Source organism: Nonomuraea sp. CA-143628, assembly GCF_050942315.1.
In the GTDB taxonomy this organism is placed as follows: Bacteria; Actinomycetota; Actinomycetes; order Streptosporangiales; family Streptosporangiaceae; genus Nonomuraea.
This window is the reverse complement of the sequence record NZ_CP192072.1, coordinates 2,684,890-2,702,784: the sequence shown is the minus strand read 5'-3', so window position 1 is coordinate 2,702,784 and position 17,895 is coordinate 2,684,890. Positions and strand designations below refer to the sequence as shown.

The following is a 17,895-nucleotide window of genomic DNA, read 5'->3' as shown; positions in this document are numbered from 1 at the left end:
TCAGAGCTCGATCCTCTCGCGCCGCGTGGTGCGCAAGGTCAGCACCGCGAACGTCACGGTGAGGAAGAACAGCACGACCCCCATCGCCGAGGCGTAACCGACCTTGGAATAGGTGAACGCGGTCTTCCATATCTCCACGGGCAGCACGGTCGTGGCCCCGTCGGGCTCTCCTTTGTCCCCGGCGAGTACGAGGATCAGCGCAAACCCGTCGAACGCCGCGATCCCCAAATACACCCACCCCACCTGGATGGTGTCGCGCAGCAGCGGCAGCGTTATCGAGAAGAACAGCCGCGCCCGCCCGGCCCCGTCGAGCGCCGCCGCCTCGAAGTAGTCCTTCGGAATGGCGGCCATTCCCGCCGAGAAGAGCACCACGTAGAATCCGACGGCCTGCCAGATCATCACCGCCAGAATCGCCCAGAGGGCCAGGTTCGGCTCGACGAGCCAGCCGACGGGATCGAGGCCCAGCTTGACCAGGAGTCCGTTGATCACGCCGCTCTCGTCGGGCCGGTAGACCGCCTTGAACAGCACCCCGACCACGGCCACGGCGAGCACCTGGGGGAAGAAGAACACCACCCGATAGAACTTCGACCCCCAGATCCCCTTCATTCCCGCGCCGCGCGTTCCCCCACCCAGGTTCAGCAGGAACGCGAAGAACAACGCGATGGCGACCGTCACGAGCGGCAGCACGAGCAGCAGGATTCCGTGATTGCGCAGGGCCCGCCAGAAGACCTCGTCCCCGAATAACCGGGTGAAGTTGTCCAGCCCGATGTAGTGCAGCCTCGACTTGTAGCCGTTCCAGTCCGTCAGGGAGATCTGGAACGCCTGGATGTAGGGGCTGATCACGAACACCGAGTAGAGAGCGACAGGAACGGCGAGAAACGCGGCGACGAACCCGTACTTGCGCAACCGCTCCATGGGCTAGTTGCTCCGCGTCTGCTTGACGACGGACGAGTCCTTCTTGATGGCGTCCGCCTTCTTCTGCATGTTCTGGCAGAACTTCTCGGGCGTGATGCGCCCGGCCATGACCACGTTGATCTGCTGGGTGCCGTAGTCGAACAACTCTTTGTACCAGCCCTCGAAACGGGCGTCGGTGATGATGTTCTGGCCGGCGACGTCCTGTGCCTTGGCCGCGCTCTTGAGGCCGGGGGTGAGATCCAGCCCCTCGGCCGCGCCGTTGACCACGGTGAGGTTCAGCGTCTTCTCGGTGAAGCCCTTGGCCCCTTCCTTCGACAGCATGATGCGGAGATACTCCAGGCCGCCCTGCGGGTTCTTGCCTTTGGCGGAGACGAAGAAGTTCTCGCCGACCCCCACCTGGATGGCCCCGTACGGCATCTTGTCGGCGGCGGTGACGTCGGGGATCGGGGCGATGGCGTACTCGAAGTCCTTGGGCTTGTCCTTGGCCATCTCGTTCTCGATCCACGAGCCGACCGGGTAGAAGAGCAGCTTGTTCTGGAGCTGCTTGACCTGGGTCTGGGTGTGGTCGAGGCCGAAGTACGCCTTATCGCCATAAAGCGTCTGGATCTCCACCCAGGCGGTCACCGACTGCTTCACCGGCTCGGCGTTCCAGGCGTTGTCGACCAGGTTGTCGATGTCGATGAGGACCTGGTTGCCGCCGATCTTGGCGGCCGTGTAGAGGGCGTTCCAGAGCTGGTAGTACGGGCCCTTCTGCCCGGGATAGGCGAACAGCAGGATGCCTTCCTTCTTCGCCGTGTCGCCGAGCGCCTTGAACTCCGCCCACGTCTTCGGAAGCGCCCACCCCTTGTCCGCGAAGAGCTTGGCGTTGTACCAGAGCGCGCGGTGGGAGACGGTGTAGTTGAGGACCAGGTCCTTGTCGTCGATCTTCGCGTTGTCCAGCACGGCCGGCGTCACGGTGTCGCGGACCTTCTTGGACGGGTCGTCCAAGGACGGCGCGTCGAACAGCACGGTCAGGTCGGCCAGCTGGCCCTCGCCGGCCATGGCGGCCAGGTCGAGCGCTTCGGGGCCCGAGTTGTTGACCACGTCGGGCACGTCGCCGCTGACGAAGCGCGGACGCAGCTGGGTGCCGATCTGCTGGGTCGCGTTGTGCTTGACCGTCGCGCCGGGGAACCTCTTCTCGTACATCTTCTCGTGCAGGTCCTTGGCGTACGCGTCGCCGTAGCCGCCGCTGAAGATCGTGACCTCCAGCGGCTTCTTGGCGTCGACGCCGAACGGGTTCTTCGGGTCGGCGGAGGCGGCGATCGAGCTGGTCGGCGTCGCGGTGGGCTCGTCGCCGGCACCGCTGGTGGCGCAGGCGCTCAGCAGGCCCGCGCCGGGGCCGGCGACGAACGCGGTCATGCCGATTCGGCGCAGCAGCTGACGCCGAGTGATCTCTCCCGGGTGGGTCATGGGGGCTCCTGAAGAGGACGAATTAGGAAAGTTTCCTAACCGTTTGCCCGAAGGTACGAACGGCCGGGCGCACTCGTCAAGGGGCGCAATCGACCCGTAACACCTTTGCCGTGATCCTCTACAGGAAGGACATTAGATGCCTACCGCCCAAACAGCCACCCACCGTCAGCCCGAAGCGCGCTTGGGATCCCATCAGTCGGCGTGCGCTCGGGACCCATCAGCCCACACGCGCGGGTCCCGTCAGCCGAAGTGCGCCCGGGTCTCGGCGAAGGCCAGGTCGGTGCCCTCCAGGGCCCGGGCTACGTCCTCCTCCGTGTGCGCCGCCGACATGAACCAGTTGTGCCACGGGTGGATGTACACGCCGTGCCGCAGGCAGGCGTCGCTCCAGTACATGGCGGTCGACAGGTCGGCGTCGCCGTCGAAGCTCAGCCACGGGATCGTCACAGGTCCGGTCTGGTTCACCACGAACCCGTGCGCCTTGGCCTGCCCGTACAGCCCGTCACGCAGCTGCGTCCCGGCCCGCTCCATGGCCGCGATGCCGTCGGTGTCGCGCAGCGTCTCGATCGTCGCCTTCGCCGCTGCCATCGCGACGGCCGAGAACCAGAACGAGCCCGTCGAATACAGCGTCTGAGCCGGTCCGCGCAGCGCGTCCGTGCCGGTCACGGCGGCTATGGCGTAGCCGTTCGCCATGGCCTTGGACCACGCTGTCAGGTCCGGCCGTACGCCATAGGGCTCCCACGACCCCCGCAGGTCGATCCGGAACCCCGCCCGGACGTCGTCGATCACCAGCGCGGCCCCGATCCGGTCGGCCAGCGCCCGCGCGGCTCGCGCGAAAGCGGGCTCCACCAGCTCCTGGTCCTCGAAGGAGTCGTGCTTGAACGGCGTCACGATGATCGCCGCGACCTCCCCCTCGACCGTGGCGGCCGCGGCCTCCAGCGACTCGATCGAGTTGTAGTCGAACTCCACCAGGTCGGCCCGCTCGTTCGGCGTCGTCCCGGCGAGTGACGGCGTGCACCAAGGGTCGGCCCCGTGGTATGCGCCGTGGGCCATCAGCACCTTCGTGCGGCCGGTGGCCGCTCTGGCGACCATGAGGGCCTGGGTGGTGGCGTCGGTGCCGTTCTTGGAGAACATCGCCCAGTCGGCGCTGGGCACGGTGTCGACCAGCAGCTCGGCCAGCTCGACCATGATCGGCCCCGGCCCGTTGAGGCAGTCGCCGAGAGCCAGTTGCTTGGCGGCCGCCTCCTCCACGCGTGGGTGCCGGTGCCCGAGCACCACCGGGCCCCAGCTGCACATGAAGTCGATGTACTCGCGGCCGTCCACGTCCCACTGGCGGCACCCTTCGCCGCGCTCGAAGAACTGCGGGTATCCGGGGGCGAAGATCGCGGCGTTGAGATGCCCGTACATGCCGCCGGGCACGACCTTCAACGCCCGCTGACGAAGCTCAGCGTCTGTCATCTGAAATCCCTCTCCAAGTTCCACGGGTCGAACACAGCAGCCGGCGGCGGGGTCATGTCAGGAGGGCAAGGGTGGATTCGAGGTCGGTGAGGCCCGCGTCCGAGCCGAGTCCGGTGGCGACCTGGGCGGCGGCGGCCGTGCCCCAGCGGGCGGCGCCCACCACGTCCTGTCCGTGCAGCAGCCCGGTGATGAACCCGGCGCAGTACGCGTCCCCGCAGCCGGTCGTGTCGCTGACCTCGACCTTGAGCGCGGGCACCTGCTCGATCCCCGCCTCGGTCACCACCAGGCTCCCCTCGGCTCCCATGGTCACGAGCACCCCGCGCGGCCCCTCCCCCAGCAATGCCTGGGCTGCTGCCGACACCTCCGCCACGGAAGCCGACGAAGGCGACGAAGCCGCCATGAGGAGCGCCTGGGAGCCGTTCGGGAGGACATAGTCCACGTGCGGGAGGAAGGCCCGCGCCATCCCCAGCAAGTCCGGCATTTCCGACAGCAGGTCCATCGTCACGATCACCCCGGCCGCCCGAAGCGAGTCCAGCAGCGCGAAGAACGCCGGATCCCCCAGCCCGAACGTCACGTCCATCCCGCCCAGATGGACGGCCCGCACACCACGCAGCCGCGCCTCGTCCAGGTCCGCCGGCGTGACCCCGAGGTTCGCCCCGGGGACGTGGAAGCTGGGACGCCCGCCGTCGGGCCTGATCGGCAGGATCGAGGCCGCCGTCTGCTCGCCGGCCTTGCGGGTGAGCAGGGAGACGTCCACGCCGCGCTTGGCCATCACCGCCACCAGGAAGTCCCCGAGCTCGTCGTCCCCGATGGCGCCCATGGAGACGACCTCGTTGCCCAGTTTGACCAGGTCGACCGCCGTCCCGGCCGCGGATCCCGCGGCGGTAAGCCGGATCTGGTCCACCAGGGCGGTGTCCTGCCCTTCCGGGATGTACGAGACGGGCCTGGCGAGGATGTCGACGATGTGCACGCCGATCGTGGCGACGGTGGGGCTGGCGGGGACGGTCATGGGTCTAAATAGACAGACGTCCGAATAAAAAGTCAATATGCTCAGGACAGCACCGAAGAAGGGGGCCACCGGATGCCGAAGATCGTTGACCATGACGAGCGCAGGCGCGAGGTGCTCTCAGCCGCCCGCCGGGTGATCGTCAGGGACGGCATCGACGCCGCCACGACCCGGGCCATCGCCAAGGAGGCGGGCTACTCCAACGGCGTGCTGGCGCACTACTTCGCCGACAAGGACGAGATCCTGCTGTCGGCGCTGCGGCAGTCCCACCAGCGCATCCGCGAGCGACTGACGCGCAAGATCGAGGGCGCCACCGGCCTGGCCGCCCTGCGTGAGCTGCTGCTGGACAACCTGCCCCTTGATGCGGAGCGTACTCAGGAGACGCGTCTGGAGGTCAGCTTCTGGAGCCGCAGCCTGGCCTCGGAGCGGCTCGCCGAGGTCCAGCGCGCCGAGGCCGACGAGCTCCGCGGGGCCGTACGGACGCTGCTCGGCGAGGCTCGGGCGGCGGGCGAACTCACCACCGACGAGAACCTCGACGACATCACCGAGCGCCTGCTGGCGCTGGTCGACGGGCTCAGCCTGCACCTGCTGCTCTATCCCGGCCGCCTCTCGCGCGTGGACCTGGAGCGCCTGATGCTCGCCACTCTCGACCATCTGTGATGGTCTTTCAAAAGACCTTCCATCCTGTACGGCAAGCCGCCCAACCCGCCAACCGCCGCACGTGGCGGGCGTCTGTCCAGGGAGACGCCCGCTGACCGGGCGCAACGTCCCGCCGCAACGGCGCTTGGTTACCCGATTCGGCCCTCAGCCTCAGCCAGGTGCCGGCGATGTGCGGTCACGTTCCGGCCTGTCGCTCGCGCAGGTACCAGGCCGCGATCGAGTATGGCGGTGCCGCGGCCTGGGAGCGGGCGGCATGCTCGACGATCGCGTCCTGCATGAAGCGCAAGTCGGCGGGCCGGGGGTAGGTGGCGTAGACCAGCTGGAGTGTCGCGGCGTCGAGGTCAGGGACGACTCCGGCGTCGGTGAAGACACCTTTGTGCGTCAGATACGTCAGCAGTCCGCGCCGGTCGGCGATGCCCAGGGAGGAGTGCAGGGCAATCGCTTCCCACACCCGGTCGACGTCCGTCGCGGCGATGCCGTGCTCGGTCAGCACGGATGCCGCCAGATCGGCGCCTTCCACTTCGAACCTGGCCTGGCCGGCCGCGAGGGTGCCCAGGCCCAGATCGTGCATCACACAGGCGGCGAAGAGCAGGTTCTCATCGTAAGCCGCGTCGTTCAGGCAGTTCTCCTGCTCGGCCAGCAGGCGGGCGAACAGGAAGCTGCGGATGCTGTGGTCGGCGATCGGCGTGCTCTCGGACTTCTGTACGAGAGCGAGGCTCGCGTCGGCCAGCGACCCCGTGGGCAGGGCGAGTTTGTCGTTCATGCCCTGAACGTATGAGGGCGGGGCAGGAACGAAAATAGGCCCGCGTGCCATGCGTCGCTGGGATCGGGCCATCAGTTCGACGAATTGATCAGCACCGAAGAAGGTACGTCTGGCGGCTTCACCGGGCGACCCGGGCCGGGCGGTACCGGCTACGGAAGGTGGCCGGTGTGCTGTCGGTGCGCTGGACGAAGTACTTGACGAAGTTGCTGGTGTCGAGGAAGCCGAGGCGGACCCCGATGCCCGCGACAGATTGGTCGCCGTGGGCGAGGAGGCGTTTGGCCTCCAGCACGACGCGACGGTCGATGAACTCCTTGGCGCCGACTCCGGCCGCGGCGAGCGCGGCCCGGGTCAGGGTGCGCGGCGAGTATCCGAGGACGCGTGCGTAGTGTCCGACGTCGCGGGCCCGGGTGAAGTCGGTTTCGACGGCGGCGCGGAAACGCTGGAAGGTTTCCGCGTGCTCGGCGGGCAGGGTGCCCACGGGGGCGGTCAGGTGGGTCAGGCGCAGCAGGAGCACGGCGAGCAGCCGCTGGAGGATGGCGGAGCGGGTGGAAGCCGGCATGCGGGTGGTGCCGTACTCGCAGGCGAGGTGGTCGAGGGCCCGGCGCAGGGCGGGGGCGTCCTCTCCGGTGATCTGCCACAGGGCGCGTCCGAAGGGGTCGTCGAGGCGGACGTCAGTGGCTGTGGTGGGGTCGAGGAAGTCGGGCTGGAACAGCACCAGGGTGCCGCTCGCCGCGCTGAGGTCGCCGAAGCGTTGTACCTGGCCGGGGCGGACCCATAGCAAGGTGCTGTCGGTGACGGCGTAGTCGGCGAAGTCGACCATGTGCCACAGCAGCCCCTGGTCGACCGTGAGGAGCAGGTGGAAGTCCGGGCGCTGTGCGCGGCCGGCTCCCTGCGCGTCCCGGGCGCCTTCCGCCCCGCCGGGCCCATGCAGGCGGCGGCGTAGTTCGGCGATCGTCATCACCTCGACACCGACCGCGCCGGCCGCCGGCGGGACGTACTGGATCTCTCGGATCGCTTCTTGTCCGTTTTTCACCACGACGAGTCCTCACCGCACCTGGGCGGCACCTTTCCCGGATCCTACCTTTGAAGTCAGTCGAGAGCATATGCGGCGGCAAGGACGTCGCGACTCCCGGCGGACATCGATGACTGACTTCTACCAATGTCAGGAGGCACCGAATGACCGACCGTATCCGTCTGACGTACGCGTTCGACGCCTACTGCGGCTGGTGCTACGGCCTGGGTCCGGCGCTGCGGCGGTTCGCCGACGACAACGCGGACCGTATCGAGCTGCGGGTGCTGTCCGGGGGCCTCTTCTCCGGCCTGCGCGCCCTGCCCGTGGCGGCGTACCCGCACATCTCGGACGCCACCCGGCGCATCGCCGCCGCCACCGGGGTCACCTTCGGTGAGGGCTATCAGCGCACCGTGGCCGAGGGAACCCTGGTGCTGGACTCCACCGACGCCGCCACCGGGCTGGTCGCATTGAGCCGCCAGGCTCCCGGACGCGCCCTTGAACTGGCGAGCGCCCTCAACCGCGCCTGGTGTGTCGACGGCCACAACCTCTCCGACCTCGACGTGTACCGGTCGATCGCCGCCGGGCACGGCCTCGACGCCGACGCCGTCGCCGAAGCCTTCCACGACCCGGCCACCCGCGCCGAGGCCGAAGGCGGCTTCCGAGAACTGCGCCGGCTCGGCGTCGACGCCTACCCGACGCTGCTCCTGCACGCCCCCACCGGCACCCACCGGCTCGGCGGACCGCTCTCCAGCGCCCGTCAGCTCACCGAGGCCCTCGACCGGCACCTGGCCCCCGCCTCCACCTGACCGCCCCCCGAACCATCACTACAAGAAGGAAAGCACTGCCATGACGAACATCGCCGTCTTCGGCGCCAACGGCACCATCGGCTCCGCCATCGTCCGCGAGGCCCTCGACCGCGGCCACACCGTCACCGCCGTCGTCCGCGACCCCGCCAAGGTCACCGAACCCCACGCGAACCTGAGCGTCACCACCGGCGACGTCCTCGACGCCCAGTCGGTCGCCGCCGCCGCGAAGGGCCACGACGTCCTCGTCAGCGCCGTCGGCGGCGGTGACGGCCCCGGCCACATCGCCACCATCAAGCCCGCCGCCGTCGCCCTCACCGAAGGACTGCGGACCCTCGGCGAGCAGGCACCCCGCCTGATCACCGTCGGCGGCGCCGGCTCCCTGCGCACCCCCGACGGCAAGCAGGTGTGGGACGCCCCGGGCCTGCCCGACTTCCTGCTGCCGATCATGCACTCCCACGGCGACGCCCTCGACTACTACCGGACCGTCACCGACGTCGACTGGACCAGCATCAGCCCCGCGGCCATGATCGAGCCCGGCACCCGCACGGGCGCCTACCGCACCGCCCTGGACGACCTCGTCATCGACGACGACGGCAACAGCACCATCTCCGTGGAGGACTACGCGGTCGCCCTCCTCGACGAGATCGAGCGGCCTGCCCACCGCCGGCAGCGCTTCGCCGTCGGCTACTGACCGGCAGGCGCACAGGGGTTCGGCCCGCCACTTCCCGTGGGAAGCGGCGGGCCGAACCCCTGGGGAGCGGCGGACCTAACCCGCTCACTGCCGTCCATGGCATTGCCGCATTTCGGACGACCGACTACATTGCTCCGCCATGAGCCTCCGCGAGCAGCTGTGCGAGTACGGACAGAGAGCCGTCGAGCAGGGCCTGGTCATCGGCACGTCGGGCAACCTGAGCGTCCGTCAGGGCGAACTGGTCGCGGTCACCCCGTCCGGGGTCGCGCTCGACCGGCTGACGCCGGAGATGTGCCCGATCGTGGACATCGAGGGGTACCTGGTCGAAGGCGACCTGCAGCCGTCCTCGGAGACCCCGATGCACCTGGCCGTCTATGAGACCACCGGCGCGCAGGCCGTCGTCCACACGCACTCGGTGTTCGGGACCGTCGTGGCCACCACGATGACCGAGCTGCCACCGGTCCACTACAACGCGCTGCTGCTGGGCGGGGTGGTGCGCGTGGCCGAGTACGCGACGTACGGGACGCCGGAGCTGGCGGCCAACGTCCGGGCGGCGCTCGACGGCAAGCAGGCGGCGCTCATGGCCAACCACGGCGGCGTCACCATCGGCGCCACGCTTGAGCAGGCCTTCGAGGCCACCCGGTTACTCGAATGGCTGTGTGAGGTGTACGTGCGGGGGCTGAGCGTCGGCAAGCCCACGATCCTGACCGACGAGCAGCTCGCAGCCGTGATCGACCGCTCGCTCAACCCCCCGGCCTTCCCCCGCCGCACCACCTGAACGACTACAGGTGGGCCGCCTGTTCGGCCAGTCCCAGTGGCAGGCCGCCCGAGCCCGCGATCTTGTCGTGGAACGACTTCAGCGACCCGTCGTACGACTCCCTGATCCGGTCGATCTCGATCGCGCCCGTCAGGTAGGACGGCGCCTGCGTGGGCCAGGCACAGTAGCGGTTGACCTCCCCCTGCGCCGTTCCGGGTGACAGTGACGCCTTCGTCGCCATGAACGTCTCCGCCTCCTCGATCGACATGTCCTCGCAGTGCAGCGCCGTGTCCACCACGATGCGGGCCGCGCGGAAGATGCGGCAGTCCAGGTGCGCCAGCTCGGTGGCGAGCGTGTCGAAGTAGCCCTGCTCGTGCAGCACCTTCTCGACGTAGAGGGCCCAGCCCTCGGTGAAGTACGGGGTGCGGAACACGTTGCGCACGGTCCGGGTGTTGCTCGCCATGTGCGACAGGTGCCAGTGGTGGCCAGGGTAGGCCTCGTGGACGGCGATCGACGGCATCTGGGCCCGCGAGTTCGTCCGCAGGCGCTGCCGTACCTGCTCCTCGGTGAAGCCGTCAGGCGTGTACGGCACGAAGAACACGCCGGTACGCGAGCTGCTCAGCGGCGGCGGCGACAGGTAGTGGGCCACGGCCAGGACCGGCCTGGTGTATTCGGCCGAGGGCAGCACCAGGCACTCCTCCCCCTCGGGGAAGGTCACCAGGTCGCGTTCCCTGACGAACTCGCGGGCCCGGTGGGTCTCGGCCTCGTACTCGGCCCGCATGTCGGCCAGCGTGGCGGGATGGTCGTCCATCAAGGACTCCATCGCGGCGCGCCAGTCCTCGGTGCCGTTGAGCCTCTTGGTGACCTCGCGCATCCGCGCGTCCAGCGACGCCCAGGCCGCTTCGCCCTTTTCGTGCAGCTCGGCAGCGCCGTACCCGAGCAGTTCGCGCTCGCGCAGCAGCGTCGAGTAGAGCCGCTCGCCCATCCGCCAGGTGCCGCCGCACTTGAACTCTTCGAGGAAGGTGACAAAGGCATCGAAAGCGGCGGCGGCCGGCTCGGCGGCGGACGCGAGCCGCGCGCGCAGCTCCGGGTCCGTCACCATCGACGGGATGGTCTTGGTGAGGAAGTTGCGCCCAGTGCGCGCCTGCCCGAGGCCGCGCTGGACGAGCAGCGGCGCCGCGAGCTCGGCGTCGAGGTTGGCCCGGCAGGCGGCCAGCACGTCCGGCACCTCGGCCAGCCGGGAGAGGGCGGCGGCCACCAGCTCAGGCTCGGGCTTGAGCCGCCGCTGGAACGGCGTGAACATGGAGGTGAAGATCGCCGACAGGTAGACGGCCGGGTCGCGCCGCCAGTCCGGCCAGGAGGCGAGGGCGATGGAGCCCCTCAGCTGAGACAGGACGAGATCCCTGTCGATCGCGTCGTCCGGTGTCGGCGTCTCCAGTCTGGAGAGCCGGTCCAGCCAGACGATCTCTTCCCGCTCACGGGCGGCGAAGGCGGCGGCGGTGAAGTCACCGAGCGTGTGATCGTAGCCGTCGGCTCCCAGGGTGCTGGCGACGACGGGACGACCGGAAAAGTACCACTTGAGAAACTCGTCCACGTCCGCACAATATCCTGGGCATATGCCCCTACAGATCACCGGCGCGCTCGGCAACCCCGACCTGATCCGCCTGCCTTGGGAGGTCCCTCTCGCCGACTGGCCGACGCATCACATGGTCGACCTGCCGCGCGGTATCTCGCGGCACGTGGTGCGGTTCGTACGGCTGTCCGGCAACGTGTACGCGATCAAGGAGATCAGCGAGCGGTACGCCAGGCGGGAGTACCAGCTGCTGTGGGACCTGGCCAGGCTCGACGCGCCGTCGGTCGAGCCGATCGCCTACGTCACCGGCCGGGACGAGGGGCTCGACGCGGCGCTGATCACCCGGCACCTGCAGTTCTCGCTCCCGTACCGCGCGGTCATGTCGGGCACGCTGCGGCCCGACACGCTCACCCGGCTGCTGGACGCGCTGGCCGTGCTGCTGGTGCGGCTGCACCTGATCGGCTTCTACTGGGGCGACTGCTCGCTGTCGAACACGCTCTTCCGCAGGGACGCGGGCGCCTTCGCCGCCTACCTCGTGGACGCGGAGACCGGCGAGATGCATCCGATGATCAGTGAGGGTCAGCGGCTCGGCGACATCGAGACCGCGCACATGAACATCTTCGGCGAGATGCTCGACCTGGAGGCGGGCGGGCTGCTGCACCCGTCGATCGACCCCATGGACACCGCCGAGGACATCGTGACCCGCTACCACCGGCTGTGGAACGAGATCACCCAGGACGAGATCATCGAGGAGGTCGACTGGCACCGGGTGGAGCAGCGGATCAGGCGGCTCAACCTGCTGGGCTTCGACGTGGCCGAGATGATGGTGCGGCGCAAGGTCGGCACCGGGCGGCTCATCGTCCGGCCCAAGGTGGTCGACGCGGGGCACCACCAGCGGCGGCTGCTCCGGCTCACCGGACTCGACGTCGAGGAGAACCAGGCCAGGCGGCTGCTGAACGACCTCGACGGGTTCCGGGTCGCCAAGGGCCTGCGGCACGAGGACGAGGCGATCGTGGCGCACCGGTGGCTGGCCGAGGTGTTCCAGCCGACGGTCGAGGGCATTCCGGCCCGGCTGCGCGGGAAGCTGGAGCCCGCGCAGCTCTTCCACGAGGTGCTGGACCACCGGTGGTACCTGTCGGAGGCGGCCGGGGCCGACGTGGGCATCGCGGCCGCCGTGAAGTCGTACGTGGACAAGGTGCTCGTCCACAAGCCCGACGAGAAGGCCCTCCTGCCCGAGGAGCCGGGCGGCCTCCTGGAGGAGGCGGACGACCTGCTTGAGGAGTCGGACCTTGAGGAGCCGGACCTTAAGGAGTCGGACCTCAAGGAGTCGGACGGAGTTCAGTAGGCGACCGTGATGCGCCGGCGCGGGTGCTCGCCCTTCTCCACCTCGTCGGCGATCGCGATCGCGTAGTCCTCGGCGGAGATGCGGCTGTTGCCCTCGGCGTCGGTGAGAAGCCGGTCGCCGCCGACACGGAAGTGGCCGGTACGCTCTCCGGGCGCGATCTCCGCGGCCGGGGAGACGTAGGTCCAGTCGAGGTCGTCGACCTCGCGATAGAGACCGAGAGCGCTCCGCTGGGCCAGCGCTTCCTTCTTGTACATCTCCGGGAAGCCGGGCGTGTCGACCAGGTCGACACCGGGCGCCACCTCCAGGCCGCCGGCGCCGCCGACGACGACGAGCCGCCTGACCCCGGAGGCGCGGACGCCGTCGATGAGGGCGCGATGGGCGTCGAGGAACGGTCCCTCGGGCTCGCTCCCGTCGCGGGGCGGAGCGATCGCGCAGATCACGGCGTCGTGGCCGCGGCCCAGCGTGGCGGCATCGCGCACATCTCCCTTGACCGGTCCCGACCTGCTGACACCGGTCACCTCGTGGCCGCGGGCCGCCAGTTCGGCGGCGATGCGCTGACCGACCATGCCGGTCGCGCCAAAGAGAAGGATTTTCATATTCTCCAGAGTATCCGTTGGACATCGGCGAGCCGGGCCGAGAATAATGTGAGCGAAGCTCTTAAATATCGCAAGCAATACCCCTAATCAGGAAATCTCCGTCGCGGTTAGGTTTTTCTCCACCTTGGCCGTAGACATCTTTAACCTCATACATATCTCGCTTTATCCGATCACCCGGCCGTCATCCGCCGCTCCTACGCTGTCCCAGTCCTCATGACGGCGTGGGAGGGTCACGTGCTGGGACTGGATGACTGCCTGACCGAGGTCATGGCGATACCAGGCGCGCTGGACGCGATGCTGGTGGACCAGACGAGCGGCATGGCCGTGGCCATCAGCGGGCCACCGCAGGGCGTGGACGCCGAGAGCTCCGCCGCCGCCCTGACCGAGACGCTGCGCGCGACCATGGACGGCCTGGCCCGCTCCTGCCCCGGCGAAACCGTTCGTATCGACGACATGCTGGTCACTACCGACAAAGGCCATCATTTACTCAGATTCCTCGAAACGGTATTCGAGGGGCCGCTCGTCATTTACCTGCGCCTCGACCTGGAACGGTCGAATCTCGCCCTGGCGCGATACCGCCTGCTGAACATCTCCCGCCAATTGCTCACCTGAGCCATGGCACCGCTGGACACGCTTCTGGCCGGCCTAGCCCGTGAACGGGCCACGGGCGCCCTCCGCGTGGGCCGGGCCGGGACGATCTTCCTCAGCGAGGGCCGGGTCACGTACATGGAGTGCGCCCAGACCCCCGGCGTCGAGCGGCTGCTGGCGGCGCGCGGGCGGCTGCCGGAGACCGCGCTGCGCAGGCTGCAGCACGACGGGGGCTGCGCGCGCCTGCTGGAGGAGGGGCCCGTCACCCTGGGCGAGCTGCAGTACTGCGTGCTCGGGGCCGTCCTGGACGCCGCGTTCTTCCTGCTGCCGGCCGGCGGGTCGCGGCCGAAGTTCCGGCCGGGCGAGCAGCACTGGCTGGGCGGCCAGTGGTTCTTCGACGTGGCGGGCCTGATGCGGGAGTGCGCGCGCCGCCGCGCCTATCTCGCGCAGATCTGGCCGTCCGCCCAGCTGGACACCGCACCGGTACGGCCGGCGCCGTGTCTGCCGGGCAGCGGGGTGACTCTGGACTCGGTCCAGTGGGAGGTCGTCACCGGGGCGGGGGCCGAGGCGACACCGCTCGACCTGGCCAAGCGGATCGGCAGGTCCGGCTATTCGGTGCTGCTGGCCGTACGGAGGATGGCGGCGGCCGGTCTGCTGGCACCGCCCGTGGAGACGACCACGACCACGCACGCCCCAGACGGCCCGCTCAAGGGCGCCGCCACGCGCGGCACGTCGCGAGCCCCGGAAGAGAGCGCGGCGAAGACCGCCGGTGAGCACAGGGCGGGGAGCGCCAGTGAGCGCGCGGCGGGGACCGCGAGTGCGGGCCCGGCAGAGAGCGACGGAGACGGGCGGGGTGCGCTGCCGCATCGGGGGCGGGTAGCCACCGGTGAACGGCCGCCGCACGATCCCCGTGCCCCCGGCCTGCCGCTCGGCCCGCCGGTCACGGCGGACCCCACGGACCTGGCCCTGCTGATGCGCCTGAAGAAGGCACTGGAGGAGCTGACATGAGGTTCCCCCGCCCGCAAAGGAGGCCACCGGTGGAGCTGCGTGAAGAAGTGCTCAGGGAGATGGTTCTCCTGCGCGAGCGCACTCCGGACATCAGCGGGAGCGTCGCCTGCACGGTCGACGGCATGAGCATCGCCTGCGACAACGCCGACGGCAGTGGCGAGCAGGTCGCCGCATTGTCGGCGGCGCTGCTCGCGCTGAGCAGGCGAATGACGATCATGACCGGTCAGGGCGTACTGGAGGAGACGCTCATCTCCGGCACCGCCGGCTTCGCCGCCTTCTACGCGGCGGGCCCCACCATCGTCCTCGCAGTCCTGGCTGAGCCCGGCACCAATCTCGGGCTGCTCCGGCTGGAGGGGCGCAAGACGGCGGCCAGCGTGGCCGCCATCTCAGCACGGATTCACTGAGCCTGAACGGAGGAAGGCATGGCCAGCATGGACGTCTCTCTCAAGGAGATGATGACGATCGACGGCTCGCTCGGCGCGGTGATCGTCGATCACGGCAGCGGCATGGCGCTGGGCGCGCTCGGCGGCTCCAAGGACCTGGATCTCCAGGTCGCCGCGGCGGGGAACACGGAGGTGGTCAAGGCCAAGCTGCGCACGATGGACTCGCTGGGGCTCAAGGACGCCATCGAGGACATCCTGATCACGCTCAGCGGCCAGTATCACATCATCCGGCCGATCAGCGGCCGCGGCGGCAAGGGGCTCTTCCTCTATCTCGCCCTGGACCGGTCACGGGCCAATCTGGCGCTGGCCCGGCACCAGCTACGCGGCATCGAGGAGAAGCTGGAGGTCTGAGAGACCCGGTGGCTCGTGTCCGGGCGCGGCGGACACGAGCCACCGACCATCCCTGGTATGTCAGCTCGTGGTGAGCTTGGTGATGGCGCTGACGATCTCAGGCCAGAGCGGCCGGGGCAGGTCGTGGCCCATGCCGGGGAACGTCAGCAGCGTGGCGCCCGGAATCGCCGCCGCCGTGGCGTGGCCGGCGGCGACCGGGACGAGCGCGTCGGCCTCGCCGTGGATGACCAGGGCGGGGATCCCCAGCGTGCCGAGCCGCTCCGTGCGGTCACCGGAGGCCATGATCGCGGCCAGCTGCCGGGTCGTGCCCGGCGGGTCGAAGCACCGGTCGTAGGCCTGGCCGGACAGCCGGAGGATGCGTTCCCGGTCCATGTCGAAGCCGGGTGAGCCGATCACCGCCCAGGTCCTCAAGGACTGGGCGAGCACGGCCTCCCGATCGGTCGGGGGCGCGGCGAGCAGCACCGCGCTGGCCTCCGGCGTGGGCGGGGCCACGTCCGGACCAGGGGTCGACATGATCGAGGTAAGGGTCAGCACCCGCTCGGGGTGCCGGATGGCGAGCGTCTGGGCGATCATCCCGCCCATCGAGGCGCCCACGACGTGGGCGGCGGGCCAGCCGAGGACGTCCATCAGCCCGGCCGCGTCGTCGGCCATGTCGTCCAGCAGATACGAAGAGGACGTCCCCAGTGTGGGAACGCCCTCGTCGTGCAGGTGTGTGGAAAGTCCGGAATCACGGTTGTCGAATCTGACAACGTGATGGCCCTGCTCCGCCAGGAGCTCGCAGAGCTCGTCGTCCCAGTGGATGAGCTGGGCGCCGAGCCCCATGATGAGGAGCAGGGGACGTCCGCCGGGTGAGCCGAAGGACTCGTACGCGATCTCGATGCCGTTCGCGGCTGCAAGCGTGGTCACGAGGTCAGAATGACATTCTGTTTCCCGGGACGCAAAGACCGTCAGCCTCGAAATCGACGACCATCAAGGCCGTCGGCTCCAGACCTGACGGCCGTCATCGAGACCGTCTTCGGACCTGACGGCCGTCAGCGCCGGACGAGCTTGCGGATCCGCTCGCGGCCGACCGTCGAGCCGCCGAACATGGCCAGCGCGACCGCCGCGGCGGCGCCACCGATGGCGTTCGACTCGACGATCTTCTCCTCAGCCTTGTCGGCCTTCTTGGCGGCCACCGGCACAGCCTTGGCGGGAGCGGGCTTGACCGCGGCGGGCTTGTCGCCCTCGGTCACGATCTTCGGGGGCTTGGCGGGGTTGTGGTCCACGACGGCGTACGAACCGGTCGAGTAGGGCAGCGGGTAGTTCTTCTTGCCCGGGCCGCTACCCCACTTGGTGATGACGTAGTCGATCTTGATGTGGCCCGCGCCACCGTTGCCGTCCACGCCCAGCGTGCTGGAGTTGAAGCGGCCACCGGTCAGGGCGGCGAAAGTCTTGGCGTCGAGGTCGAGCATGACGCCGCTGGAGGACGGCACACCCGGGCCGCGGTCGCCGACGAAGAAGGGCATCTTCTTGCCCTTGTAGACGACATAGCCCTCGGTCATGAGCGGCCAGCTCGGGCTGGCGGCGAGCCCCTTCTGCATGGGCTTGCCGCTGGCCGGCAACCCGGTGTCCCCGGCGCGGCCGGAGGAGTCGTCCCAGAAGTAGGACGCGGTGGTCTTGCCCTTGAGCAGGACCTTCTTGTCACTGCCGGTGTCGGCGTGTGCGGCGGTGCCTGCGCCGATGGAGATCGCACCGACGACTGCGGCGGTGAGCATGGCAGATCGAACAGACATGGAGTAGCAAAGTCCTTTATACGGGAACAAGGGGATTGCGCTCGCGAAAGATGGGCGTAGCCGGGCAAAACGCCAAACGGGCGCTACGCGGAGCGTGGAAGAGCGGGGGAAGGCGCCGGTCAGTCGGCGGACGACAACACGCGGGCTGGCGGCACGACGCGGGGGTTACGCATGCGGTAGGTGTCCTCTCCATCTCGCCTACCGGGTTAGCTGACGGGTTCGGACGTGGAGATGCCCTACCGACCGCGGTCGGATTCACCCCTAAGGAACGTTTGGTTCCCCGGTTCCCGCGAGCGGGATTCGGCGCCTGCCGGTTGGTACTCCCCTGTTGAAGCCCCAAAGTCACCGGCTGGTAACTCCATGAACTATAGGGAGCAAACCGGACAAAGGCAAACATAAGCCCATGAAACGGGCGAAGATCTACCTAGAGGGTCAAGAAAAAAGGGGGTACGGCATGCCGTACCCCCAGAAAAGCTCAGGTCAACCGCCGCTCTTCCGCCTGAAAGAACGCTTGCTGGCGGCGGGCCCGTGAGCGCCGTGAATCTTGGAAGGGTCGTTGCCCCTGCCACCCGCGCTCGAGTCGGCATGCTGGTTACGCTTGCGCTCCAGCGCCTCGCGGAACTTGCGCTTCATCTCGTCCTCGGGAGTTTCGTCGACTTCCGGCTCCGGTGTTTCCGCCATGAGGACCTCCTGGTGTTGGGGACA

General features: G+C 68.9%; 20 protein-coding genes and 1 riboswitch. Of the genes, 9 read left to right on the top strand and 11 right to left on the bottom strand.

Features of this window, described 5'->3' with window-relative positions:
* From ACQP2T_RS12700 to ACQP2T_RS12685, 4 genes are all read right to left on the bottom strand, one after another.
* Window positions 1–915, bottom strand: coding sequence for a carbohydrate ABC transporter permease (locus ACQP2T_RS12700; RefSeq protein ID WP_433516339.1), 915 nt, complete (start codon window positions 913–915; stop codon window positions 1–3).
* A 3-nt stretch (window positions 916–918) separates the two neighbouring features.
* Window positions 919–2,364, bottom strand: a complete 1,446-nt coding sequence (gene ngcE / locus ACQP2T_RS12695; RefSeq protein WP_433516338.1) for an N-acetylglucosamine/diacetylchitobiose ABC transporter substrate-binding protein — start codon at window positions 2,362–2,364, stop codon at window positions 919–921.
* 240 nt (window positions 2,365–2,604) lie between these two features.
* Window positions 2,605–3,819, bottom strand: coding sequence for an aminotransferase class III-fold pyridoxal phosphate-dependent enzyme (locus ACQP2T_RS12690; RefSeq protein ID WP_433516337.1), 1,215 nt, complete (start codon window positions 3,817–3,819; stop codon window positions 2,605–2,607).
* Window positions 3,820–3,871: 52 nt separating this feature from the next.
* Window positions 3,872–4,828, bottom strand: coding sequence for a carbohydrate kinase family protein (locus ACQP2T_RS12685; RefSeq protein ID WP_433516336.1), 957 nt, complete (start codon window positions 4,826–4,828; stop codon window positions 3,872–3,874).
* Between the two features lie 72 nt (window positions 4,829–4,900).
* On the opposite strand from ACQP2T_RS12685, the gene ACQP2T_RS12680 reads away from it, so the two are divergent.
* Entirely contained in the window at window positions 4,901–5,485 is a 585-nt protein-coding gene (locus ACQP2T_RS12680) for a TetR/AcrR family transcriptional regulator (RefSeq protein ID WP_433516335.1), read from the top strand.
* Window positions 5,486–5,660: 175 nt separating this feature from the next.
* Here ACQP2T_RS12680 and ACQP2T_RS12675 read toward each other — a convergent pair whose 3' ends face one another.
* Entirely contained in the window at window positions 5,661–6,248 is a 588-nt protein-coding gene (locus ACQP2T_RS12675; RefSeq protein WP_433516334.1) for an HD domain-containing protein, read from the bottom strand.
* A gap of 118 nt (window positions 6,249–6,366) precedes the next feature.
* Window positions 6,367–7,281: a helix-turn-helix domain-containing protein gene (locus ACQP2T_RS12670; protein ID WP_433516333.1), complete on the bottom strand. Its 915-nt coding sequence runs from the start codon at window positions 7,279–7,281 to the stop codon at window positions 6,367–6,369.
* Between the two features lie 143 nt (window positions 7,282–7,424).
* Here ACQP2T_RS12670 and ACQP2T_RS12665 point away from each other — a divergent pair, with 143 nt between their 5' ends.
* From ACQP2T_RS12665 to ACQP2T_RS12655, 3 genes are all read left to right on the top strand, one after another.
* Window positions 7,425–8,066 carry a DsbA family protein gene (locus ACQP2T_RS12665; protein ID WP_433516332.1) on the top strand — a complete coding sequence of 214 codons (642 nt, stop codon included), beginning with the start codon at window positions 7,425–7,427 and terminating at the stop codon, window positions 8,064–8,066.
* Window positions 8,067–8,106: 40 nt separating this feature from the next.
* Complete coding sequence (locus ACQP2T_RS12660; protein ID WP_433516331.1) at window positions 8,107–8,757, top strand: NAD(P)-dependent oxidoreductase; 651 nt, start codon at window positions 8,107–8,109, stop codon at window positions 8,755–8,757.
* Between the two features lie 139 nt (window positions 8,758–8,896).
* Window positions 8,897–9,535 (top strand): class II aldolase/adducin family protein, encoded by a 639-nt coding sequence (locus ACQP2T_RS12655; protein ID WP_433516330.1) that lies wholly within the window; start codon window positions 8,897–8,899, stop codon window positions 9,533–9,535.
* 4 nt (window positions 9,536–9,539) lie between these two features.
* On the opposite strand, the gene ACQP2T_RS12650 is transcribed toward ACQP2T_RS12655, so the two are convergent.
* Window positions 9,540–11,108, bottom strand: a complete 1,569-nt coding sequence (locus ACQP2T_RS12650; protein WP_433516329.1) for a DUF885 domain-containing protein — start codon at window positions 11,106–11,108, stop codon at window positions 9,540–9,542.
* A gap of 22 nt (window positions 11,109–11,130) precedes the next feature.
* On the opposite strand from ACQP2T_RS12650, the gene ACQP2T_RS12645 reads away from it, so the two are divergent.
* On the top strand, window positions 11,131–12,432 hold the full coding sequence (locus ACQP2T_RS12645; protein ID WP_433516328.1) for a DUF4032 domain-containing protein: 1,302 nt from the start codon (window positions 11,131–11,133) through the stop codon (window positions 12,430–12,432).
* Here the strand turns inward: ACQP2T_RS12645 and ACQP2T_RS12640 are convergent.
* Entirely contained in the window at window positions 12,426–13,028 is a 603-nt protein-coding gene (locus ACQP2T_RS12640; RefSeq protein WP_433516327.1) for an NAD(P)-dependent oxidoreductase, read from the bottom strand. The genes ACQP2T_RS12645 and ACQP2T_RS12640 overlap by 7 nt on opposite strands.
* Window positions 13,029–13,241: 213 nt before the next feature.
* On the opposite strand from ACQP2T_RS12640, the gene ACQP2T_RS12635 reads away from it, so the two are divergent.
* The 4 genes from ACQP2T_RS12635 to ACQP2T_RS12620 are packed head-to-tail and all read left to right on the top strand — an operon-like array spanning window position 13,242 to window position 15,418.
* The gene (locus ACQP2T_RS12635; RefSeq protein WP_433516326.1) at window positions 13,242–13,640 is read left to right on the top strand and encodes a roadblock/LC7 domain-containing protein; all 399 of its coding nucleotides are present in this window, start codon (window positions 13,242–13,244) and stop codon (window positions 13,638–13,640) included.
* A gap of 3 nt (window positions 13,641–13,643) precedes the next feature.
* Window positions 13,644–14,624, top strand: a complete 981-nt coding sequence (locus ACQP2T_RS12630; RefSeq protein ID WP_433516325.1) for a hypothetical protein — start codon at window positions 13,644–13,646, stop codon at window positions 14,622–14,624.
* Window positions 14,625–14,653: 29 nt separating this feature from the next.
* Entirely contained in the window at window positions 14,654–15,028 is a 375-nt protein-coding gene (locus ACQP2T_RS12625; protein ID WP_225292286.1) for a roadblock/LC7 domain-containing protein, read from the top strand.
* A gap of 18 nt (window positions 15,029–15,046) precedes the next feature.
* Window positions 15,047–15,418, top strand: a complete 372-nt coding sequence (locus ACQP2T_RS12620) for a hypothetical protein (protein ID WP_433516324.1) — start codon at window positions 15,047–15,049, stop codon at window positions 15,416–15,418.
* A 60-nt stretch (window positions 15,419–15,478) separates the two neighbouring features.
* On the opposite strand, the gene ACQP2T_RS12615 is transcribed toward ACQP2T_RS12620, so the two are convergent.
* The 3 genes from ACQP2T_RS12615 to ACQP2T_RS12605 all read right to left on the bottom strand — a co-directional run bounded on the left by ACQP2T_RS12615 (window position 15,479) and on the right by ACQP2T_RS12605 (window position 17,871).
* Window positions 15,479–16,324 carry an alpha/beta fold hydrolase gene (locus ACQP2T_RS12615; protein WP_433516323.1) on the bottom strand — a complete coding sequence of 282 codons (846 nt, stop codon included), beginning with the start codon at window positions 16,322–16,324 and terminating at the stop codon, window positions 15,479–15,481.
* A 125-nt stretch (window positions 16,325–16,449) separates the two neighbouring features.
* Window positions 16,450–17,190 carry a hypothetical protein gene (locus tag ACQP2T_RS12610; protein ID WP_433516322.1) on the bottom strand — a complete coding sequence of 247 codons (741 nt, stop codon included), beginning with the start codon at window positions 17,188–17,190 and terminating at the stop codon, window positions 16,450–16,452.
* A 180-nt stretch (window positions 17,191–17,370) separates the two neighbouring features.
* Window positions 17,371–17,506, bottom strand: a riboswitch (cyclic di-AMP (ydaO/yuaA leader).
* Window positions 17,507–17,670: 164 nt separating this feature from the next.
* Window positions 17,671–17,871 (bottom strand): DUF5302 domain-containing protein, encoded by a 201-nt coding sequence (locus ACQP2T_RS12605; RefSeq protein WP_357644044.1) that lies wholly within the window; start codon window positions 17,869–17,871, stop codon window positions 17,671–17,673.
* Between the last annotated feature and the right edge of the window lie 24 nt (window positions 17,872–17,895).